Annotated in this window: 7 protein-coding genes; all 7 read left to right on the top strand. The window is 49.4% G+C overall.

The window, feature by feature from the left end:
• Nucleotides 1-278 precede the first annotated feature (278 nt).
• The 7 genes from ACTS3T_RS23250 (at nucleotide 279) to ACTS3T_RS23220 (ending at nucleotide 8,694) form a co-directional block, all read left to right on the top strand.
• Complete coding sequence (locus ACTS3T_RS23250) at nucleotides 279-797, top strand: KdsC family phosphatase (protein WP_377965466.1); 519 nt, start codon at nucleotides 279-281, stop codon at nucleotides 795-797.
• Nucleotides 798-821: 24 nt separating this feature from the next.
• Nucleotides 822-2,180, top strand: coding sequence for a UDP-N-acetylglucosamine 2-epimerase (locus ACTS3T_RS23245; RefSeq protein WP_377965465.1), 1,359 nt, complete (start codon nucleotides 822-824; stop codon nucleotides 2,178-2,180).
• 61 nt (nucleotides 2,181-2,241) lie between these two features.
• A complete protein-coding gene (locus ACTS3T_RS23240; protein WP_377965463.1) occupies nucleotides 2,242-3,498 on the top strand; it encodes a glycosyltransferase family protein in 1,257 nt (418 codons plus the stop codon).
• A 46-nt stretch (nucleotides 3,499-3,544) separates the two neighbouring features.
• Complete coding sequence (locus ACTS3T_RS23235) at nucleotides 3,545-4,600, top strand: NAD-dependent epimerase/dehydratase family protein (protein WP_377965461.1); 1,056 nt, start codon at nucleotides 3,545-3,547, stop codon at nucleotides 4,598-4,600.
• A gap of 297 nt (nucleotides 4,601-4,897) precedes the next feature.
• Nucleotides 4,898-6,076 (top strand): acyltransferase family protein, encoded by a 1,179-nt coding sequence (locus tag ACTS3T_RS23230; protein WP_377965459.1) that lies wholly within the window; start codon nucleotides 4,898-4,900, stop codon nucleotides 6,074-6,076.
• A gap of 55 nt (nucleotides 6,077-6,131) precedes the next feature.
• Nucleotides 6,132-7,400: a glycosyltransferase family 4 protein gene (locus ACTS3T_RS23225; RefSeq protein ID WP_377965457.1), complete on the top strand. Its 1,269-nt coding sequence runs from the start codon at nucleotides 6,132-6,134 to the stop codon at nucleotides 7,398-7,400.
• Nucleotides 7,401-7,911: 511 nt separating this feature from the next.
• On the top strand, nucleotides 7,912-8,694 hold the full coding sequence (locus ACTS3T_RS23220; RefSeq protein WP_377965455.1) for a WecB/TagA/CpsF family glycosyltransferase: 783 nt from the start codon (nucleotides 7,912-7,914) through the stop codon (nucleotides 8,692-8,694).
• Nucleotides 8,695-8,788 lie beyond the last annotated feature (94 nt).

Genomic DNA, 8,788 nt, shown 5'->3' with positions numbered 1-8,788 from the left:
GCTTTTACGTATTCGTGAAGCAACGGCTATCCGGTCTTTAGCTGGCGTTTCGTAGTTCGTTAACCCTGCCGACACGGCTGAAAATCTGCCCTCAGGGGTGTCTGGAGTTGGCTGACTCACCGATGCCCCAACCGAGGCTCACAAGGTTGTCTTTGAGCCAAACCCGAAATAGTTTTAGACATCTGCCTTCGTGGCAAAGTCTGAAAACCTTGCTGAAAAGCGCTCAAGCGCAGTTACTGGTGCGCCCAAGCTAGAAAACGTTGAGGTGTCTTTAAGCGATGCAACTTTTAGGAACCACGCAGCTATCAGCGGCTGAATTACGCGATCGCCTTTCGGGTGTGCGCCTTCTGGCTCTTGATGTAGACGGCATTTTAACCGATGGTGGCCTTTACTACACCGACGCTGGCGAAGAACTCAAAAAGTTCAACGTCAAAGACGGCCAGGGGCTACAACTGGTGAAGCAGGCAGGCGTAGAAGTCGCCCTGATTAGCGCCAGTGCGTCTACAGCCACGCTACACCGGGCTAAAAAGCTGGGAATTGAACATGTTTATATCGGCATTAGCCCCAAGCTGCCAATCTTAGAACAGCTTTGCCACAAGCTAAGCATCAGCCTCAAACAAGTCGCCTATGCCGGAGATGATGTGAAAGATTTGCCCGTCATGCAGGCGGTCGGCTGTCCTTTAACGGTGGCGGATGCTATGCCCGCTAATCAGGCGGCAGCTATTTACATCACCCAAAGAGGGGGCGGGCAAGCTGCCGTTAGAGAAATTTGCGATTTGCTCTTGGCTGCTCTTTAGCCGTTATCGTTTTGTGAGTGTCTTATGGCTCTAAAGCTCAGCAATTTAGTTCGCAAGGTTACCGATCCGCTAGAAGCTCAGCTCTTAGGCAATCATTACTTTTCGCTGCAGCAGTATCTCAGCTACCGCAACAAGTGGGCTGCTTTGCAGAAGTCTTTTAGCTATCGGCTAGCTGCTCCCGCAGTAGAGACTCAGCCAGAAATTATTTTTTTTCTCTACTCGAAAGCCTGTGAGCGGATGCTAATGCCGCTGCTCCTGAATTTGCTGCAGCGGTCTGAGGTTCGCCAGCAGGTGCGTTTGAGTGTCGTGCTGCTCGAAAATATTCATCGGCTGCGGCTGTCTGCCGCCAATTCTGCCGCTTTAGCCGCCGCCAACTGTCCGGTACAAAGCGACTATTTTAGCTTGGTTCGCGCTTGCAGCCAGCCGCAAAACAAGCTCGTGGTGATGTGTCTCGATCATCGCTCTAAACAGGCTTATCATCGCTGCGGCGTTGAAACAGCCGATAAGCTGCGGCAGTGCGGCGTCAAAACACTGTCGATTCAGCACGGAGGCACTCGCCGAGACAGCGTTGTAGATTTGTCAACTGCGGCCTCGGATACGGTGCTGGTCTGGGGGCAGCGCGTCCATCGGCAACTGATCAACCAGTATGACGTTGACCCGCAGCGGTTACGGCTAGTCGGCAATCCTCTGCACGATCGCTTAGCGCAGCTAAACCCCGCTCAGGCCAAAGCGAAGCTACTGGCTTGCTATCCCAAACTGCGATCGCAGCTTGCTGATAAATCCGTTATTTTGCTGGCGACGACGCTTCAGGCAGAATATGCCGACCAGCCCGACGAGCAGAGGCTCTACCGCGAGTATGTTAGCCACCTGTACCGCAGCGTCGATTTTTCTAAATATTTGCTAATCGTCAAAATGCATCCGCTCGATAGCCTGACGCCCAACCTCTATCAAATGCTGATTCCGGATGATGCGGCAGCTTCTATCGTGGTGGTTGAACCCAGCTTGACAGAGCTAGACGTTTATTCGCTACTGTCAATTGCCGATTTGCTCATTACCCGGGCTTCAACCGTGGCGGAAGAAGCTTTAATTATGCAGCGGCGCGTCATCGCCTTTGACCTCAAACCAAACGGCCCAGCCAAAGGCTATCAGCACCTCGAAGAATACGGCAGCTACACCACGGTCTACCAGCACCCTACCGACCAGCTCAAAAAGGCGATCGCCGCCGCCTTAGACAACCCTCAGCCCCAGTCTCAACCTTTAGACACCGTTGCCGATTTGACCTATCGCTTAGATGGTCAATCGACCACCAGAGCCGCAGACGCTTTATTAGCTGAGGTCGGCTGGCTTTCGCCGCCGCTGGCCGCCGTTCAGGTAGCCACGTAATCACGCGGCTGCCTTTACCCGCTTTTAGCCCTTTTAGATCGCAGTGAGTCTTTTTGTCACCATGAAAACAATTGCTCTCGTTGAAACAAACTCTGGCAATGGTCATCACTTGACCTATCTCAGGCTGTTCACCAAAGTTTTGCTGGAGCAATCCTGTCAGGTGATGGCTTTTTATCCTCAACCTCAAGACCTCACCGATTGGGTAGACGAACAGTGTCCGGCCTATCGCGATCGCTTGTGGGTGTTTGAAATGCACAAACAACCCCGGCGGCGGTTGCCACTGTTGGGCGCTGTCCCAGAACCTGTTGCGGTGATTGAAAGATGGCAGCATTTAGCCCGCTCAGTTCGAGATGCGGCTGAACAAATTGGCCTTTCGCCGGATCTGGTTTTTCTCAACTGGCTAGACAACTACCTCAGCCACTACTTAACCCATCACATTGTTGACTACATTTTTCCGTATAACTGGTCGGGCATTTATTTTCGTCCCGGCATTCTTCGCTTTGGTCAGCGATCGCTGGCAAAGCTGAGTGAACCTCTAGCTCACTATGCAGTCGCGCGTTCGCATCGTTGCCGTGCCTTGACGTTGCTCAACGAAGAACTAGTCGCCGATTTGCAAAAAGAGTTGGGCAAACCCGTGATCGCCTTTCCAGACATCACCGATGAAATTCCGCCCCGCTCAGACTATCCACTCGCCCAAAAAATTCGTCAACAGGCAGGCGATCGCAAAATTATTGGCCTGATTGGGTCGCTAAGTAAGCGCAAAGGCATTTTGACCTTACTGGAGGTCGCTCGCCGCTCACTAGAAGAAAACTGGTTTTTTGTTTTTGCTGGCCAGTTAGATGAATCTATGTTTCATCAAGAATTTGACCAGTGTTTCCCTGAAGAATTTCAGCAAATTAGCCAGATCAAGCAAGCCCCCCCCTCAAACTGCTATTTTCACTTTGACCTAATTCCCGATGGCTATGCCTTTAATAGCCTAATTGATACCTGCGATGTGCTATTTGCTGCCTACGAAAACTTTCCCTACAGTAGCAATCTGTTGACGAAAGCCGCCGTTTTTCACAAACCCATCATCGTTAGCGAAGGCTATTGTATGGCCGCACGGATCGAGCAATTCCGATTTGGCGTCACCATCCCCGAAGGAGATGTCGCTGCGTGCATAGCCGCTTTGCACTATCTTTGCGATCGCCCTGAACAAGCACTACACGAACTTCAACCCGACTTTGAGGGCTATCACAAACTCCACTCGCCTGACCAAGTTCGTAAAGTTTTCCAAGAAATTCTCAGTACAACTAACTTGCCAGTCGCTACTGTTTAAGTTTATTAGCTTGAATGATTAATTGATCACGAGTCAAGAGGTATTTATGAAAGTATTAGTAACAGGTTCGAGCGGGTTAATCGGTTCAGAGGCGGTCGAATATTACGATCGCGCTGGGCACTTAGTTGTCGGGGTTGACAACAATATGCGAGCCGAGTTTTTTGGTCAGCAGGGAGATACGCTGTGGAACTTAGGCCGTTTGCAAGCCGCCACCCAACAGTTTCGCCACCAAAGTTTGGATATTCGCGATCGCCAAAGCATTTTTGACCTGTTTGCAGCCGAAAAATTTGATCTTATTATTCATTGCGCTGCTCAGCCTTCCCACGACAAAGCTAGCCAAATTCCGCTTTTAGATTTTGAAGTCAACGCGCTAGGAACGGTCAATTTGCTAGAAGCCATGCGGCAGTTTTGTCCGGAAGCCGTGTTTATTCACATGAGTACCAATAAAGTTTATGGAGATGCCCCCAATGAAGTGCCGCGAATAGAGTTAGAAAAACGCTACGACTACGCCAACCCCGAAGACTACAACGGTATTGCCGAAACCTGCCGGATAGATCGCTGTTTGCACTCTTTGTTTGGCGCGTCCAAAGCAGCAGCCGACATTGTGGCGCAAGAATATGGTCGCTACTTTGGTCTCAATGTTGGTATTTTTCGCGGCGGTTGTTTGACCGGGCCGTCTCATTCAGGCGTAGAACTGCACGGATTTTTATCCTATTTGGTTAAAGTGGCGGTCAATGGGGGTACCTATAAAGTCTTTGGCTACCAGGGCAAACAGGTGCGAGACAATATTCACAGCTACGATGTGATTCAAGCCTTTGAAGCCTTTCGCCAACATCCTCGACCAGGCGAGGTTTATAACCTAGGCGGCGGCCGAGAAAATAGCGTTTCGGTGCTAGAAGCTTTCGAACGGGTTGAAGCGATTACAGGTCGTAAGGTGCAGTGGGAATATGTTGAACGCAATCGCATTGGCGATCATATTTGCTATATCTCAGATTTAAGCAAGCTGAAATCTCATTTTCCCGATTGGAAAATTACGCGAAGTTTAGACCATATTTTTCAAGAGATGGTAGCTGCTGAACAGGCACGGTTGGCTACTGTTTGAGCTAACGACTGCCAGTTTTGTGCCTGACTCAACCTAACTGGCAGTCGTTGAATTAGTTTTAGCAATGCTGAGGGTGCTTGCTGGTTAAGAGGGTGTTTGAAAAGCCAGTGGTTGTGATTTTAGGCACTTATCGATCCCCCCGATTCATCCTTTTAAGAGAAGAATCGGCTCGGAAGTCCCCCTTTTTAAGGGGAATTTAGGCAGATCTAAACCGTTTTGCTACGCAGCAGATATCTTTTCAAACATCCTCTAAACGTGAACCAGCCACATCACATTCATCGAGGCTTGGCTAACATCATGCTAAACACAATACGTTTGAAGCGGGTACAGGATCGAGTCAAAGTTTTCAACCTAGTTTCTGATCGGCCAGCTTCTCATACCTGGTTGCCCTCTTTAGAGGGATTACGAGCGATCGCAGTCATACTGGTATTTTTGGAGCATACTACAGGCAACGTATTTCGCAATGATACGTTAGAAAGTGGTGCTTTCTTTGGCCCATTTCTTAACTTTGGGGATGCTGGAATGGGGCGTTCCGGCGTATATCTATTTTTTGTATTGAGCAGCTTTCTGCTAACGAACCAACTCCTGAGACCCCATGTTGAGTTCAAAAATCCATCTTTATGGCTACATTACGGATTTAAGCGATTTACTCGTATTTATCCTTTATATATCTTTGTATTGTTAATTTATTGTTTATTTCCCAGCTTCAAATATGACTTTGGTGATGTGCTTTCTCACCTAGCTTTGCAAACGGCTGGCAATCATTTCTGGACAATCCCTGTAGAAGTCAAATACTACTTTTTGCTTCCAGGCATTGCTTGGTTAATTAGCAGAGTCTTGAACCGGAGCTTGATCTTAACGGCTGCGCTCAGTTTAGGGCTGATGCTGTTCAGTCATTTGGCAGAAGTTGGGTTAGGTGCGCCAGCTCGGCTTTCAGTGCTGCCACATCTATCTGTGTTTTTGGTAGGTTCTCTGGCAGCACTGGTTCATATCAAGCTCAGTGACACCTCTCAAACCCAACAACCTTATCGCAAAGTCGTCATGGAAGTCATCGCCATTTTGGCGCTGCTGGGGATTGCTTTAAGTTGGCAGACTCAGCCAATGCACTTAACCTGGCACTGGATATTGCACAGTGAGATGCCAGTGATTTTAGGAACTCACTGGCTCTACAAAATACACGGTTGTCTGTGGGCTATTGTTTTGGTGAGCCATTTGCATGGTCAGGGATGGCTGAGCAAGATACTGACCTGGAAACCGCTCCGCTACATCGGAGTCATTAGCTTTGGTATATACCTGTGGCATATTGCTATTTTGGGTTATCTAAACGCCCACTTAGCTACTTCAAGTATGGTCAAAATGCTAGCCATTGCAGCGGTCACAGTCATCGTGGCGACGCTCACTTACATTACGATTGAGCGGCCAGCCATGCAGCTTAAACTACCTTTTCTGTCTTCGGCAGCGCTGGCGAGAAAGTGACTGTCTTCAACCCGTTTACTGTTATCTCTACGGCCTAAATCAGGAGTCACGATTGATGAAACCTTTAATTTTAAGTACGTCTGATATTGAAGGGGGAGCCGCTAGAGCTACTTACCGACTTCATCAAGGTTTAAAGCAGCTAGCAGTGCCGTCTCAAATGCTGGTGCGGGCTAAGCTAAGCCGCGATCGCACGGTGAAGGCTGAAAAATCGTTGCTGACTAAACTAGGGCCTCAAATGAACGGGGTGCCCCTGCGCCGTTACCCCAAGCGCAACCGCATGATTTCTGCCCAGTGGTTTCCGGATGCGATCGCCAAGCAAGTAGCCCAGATCAACCCTGACATTATCAATCTGCACTGGGTTTGCAATGGTTTTGTCAAAATTGAGACACTGGCTCAGCTCAATCGGCCTTTGGTTTGGACCTTGCAAGACATGTGGCCGATGACTGGCGGCTGCCACTACAACGAAGGCTGCGATCGCTATCAAAAAGCCTGCGGTCAGTGCCCCCAATTAGCCAGCGATCGCGAACAAGATTTAACCCGTGCTATCTGGCAGCGTAAGCGGAAAGCTTGGCAAGACGTTGATCTTACGATTGTGACCCCCAGTCATTGGATGGCTGATTGTGTGCGCGCTAGTTCTTTACTGGGCGATCGCCGGGTAGAAGTCATTCCGTTTTGCTTAGATACCCAAATCTATCGACCCTTTGACCCAAAATTTGCCCGCGACGCCTTGGGATTGCCGCCAGACAAGCAAATTATCCTCTTTGGGGCACTGGCGGCCACGGCTGATCAGCGCAAAGGCTTTCACCTGCTGGTTCCGGCCTTACAAGCTCTAGGGCAAGCAGGCTGGCAAGAGCGCGTCGAGCTAGCCGTTTTTGGTGCCTCTGCCCCAGATGAGCCGATTGATTTAGGCTTTAAAGCCAACTACCTTGGCTCCTTTCAAGACGATTTGAGCTTAGCGCTGGTCTATTCAGCCGCCGATGTCATGATCGTCCCTTCGCTGCAAGAATCTTTTGGCCAAACCACCTCAGAAGCTTTAGCCTGCGGGACTCCTGTCGTCGCTTTTGACGCCACCGGGCCAAAAGATATTGTCGATCATCAGCAAAATGGCTATCTGGTCAAACCCTACGACGTCCAAGATCTAACCCACGGCATTGCCTGGGTACTGGCTGAAGCTGAACGTCTGGCTCAGTTAAAAGTACAAGCACGCGAAAAAGCAGAGCGAGCCTTTGCTTTAGACATTCAGGCTAAGCAATATCTGCAACTTTATCAAGATCTATTGCAGCCTTACGCCGCCCAGACAGTAGTTGCTTCAGTCAACCCTTAAGTGGGCGTCTCCGTAGAGGCTCAGTAAAATTCCTTAAAATTTGTATAAACAAATACTGCGTGAATGAAAACTAACCTGAGCTATGAGCGCCGCCTACGGCTCAACCGGGTAGCTAGCGATCGCTCAAGGCGATCGCGCTAAAGGGTTGTCTCCTTGGCTAAACGTCAAATAGATAGCTCTAGCCACTAGCGGTTGACACACTCAAGTTGCTGAAAACCGCTGATAGAAACCCTTTTCGTTCTGCCCTCTGCTACCTGTATGGGCTTTTCACCCCCTTGGATCCAGCAATTTGCCCACCCGATTTAGCTAAAACTTTCAGTGGCTAGAGCGGTTTGCCAAAATTTCCACACTGCCTAAATATATTTTGGCTATTCTTCATCGGAACTTTTCAGTTATACGGGTATCCACTGAATAAAATACTCACATAGGAGGAGGACTCTCCGGAGTGATCCTGCTCTTTCTATTTGTTATCGATAAGAGTCCAGAATTAAAACGACTTCTTAGGAAAGGTATGGCTAAATGTCTCCCCGCAATTGATGTTATTAGTTCACCAGTAACAGCACTTCCCTTTGGTCAACAAATCAATCAGATTGTGGCTTGGGCTAAAGAACGAAAAAGTAAATTTGTCTGCGTGGCAAATGTACATATGTTGATGGAGGCTTACTGGCGGGAAGATCTAGGAAGTGTGCTGCGTCAGGCTGACATTGTCACCCCTGATGGTATGCCGCTAGTCTGGATGATGCGGCTTCTAGGCGCAACAACTCAAGACCGGGTAGCTGGCTTAGATATTTTGTTTGCTACGGCAAAAGCTTGCTCAGAAACTAACGTGAGTTTGTTTTTTGTCGGCTCTGAACAACCTGTCCTCAGCCGCATGCGACAGCGACTCATGCAAGAATTCCCGCAGCTACAAATTGCCGGAATGCAGCCGTTGCCATTTCGACCGCTGACGCCTCTAGAAGACAAGGTATTAGTCGAGCAGATTAACAACAGCGGGGCGGGTATTGTTTATGTATCGCTTGGCTGCCCCAAGCAGGAATACTGGATGGCTCAGCACCAGGGTAAAGTCTCAGCCGTCATGATTGGCTTGGGCGGTGCTTTTCCCGTGTACGCTGGCATTCAAAAACGAGCGCCTCGGTTTATCAGAGAACTGGGTTTGGAGTGGTTTTATCGGCTGGTGCAAGAGCCTAAACGGCTTTGGCGGCGCTATGGCTCTACCATTCCTCCCTTTGTTTGGCTAGCTATGAAACAGCTTTGGGCTCATCGGTGTTCTCAGTCGCAGGAGTTGCCCAGTTAAGCCCATGGCTTTAGCACAAATTCAGTCAAGGCCGTAGCGCTGAAGCCCCCCCGCTCAAGCAACGGCCTTTAACCCTGCGGCTTTTCAGTTTTGG

Origin of the sequence: Almyronema sp., assembly GCF_052168255.1 — a bacterium.
GTDB lineage: Bacteria > Cyanobacteriota > Cyanobacteriia > Phormidesmidales > Phormidesmidaceae > Sphaerothrix > Sphaerothrix epifaneia.
This window is presented reverse-complemented; position numbering and strand designations above follow the sequence as displayed.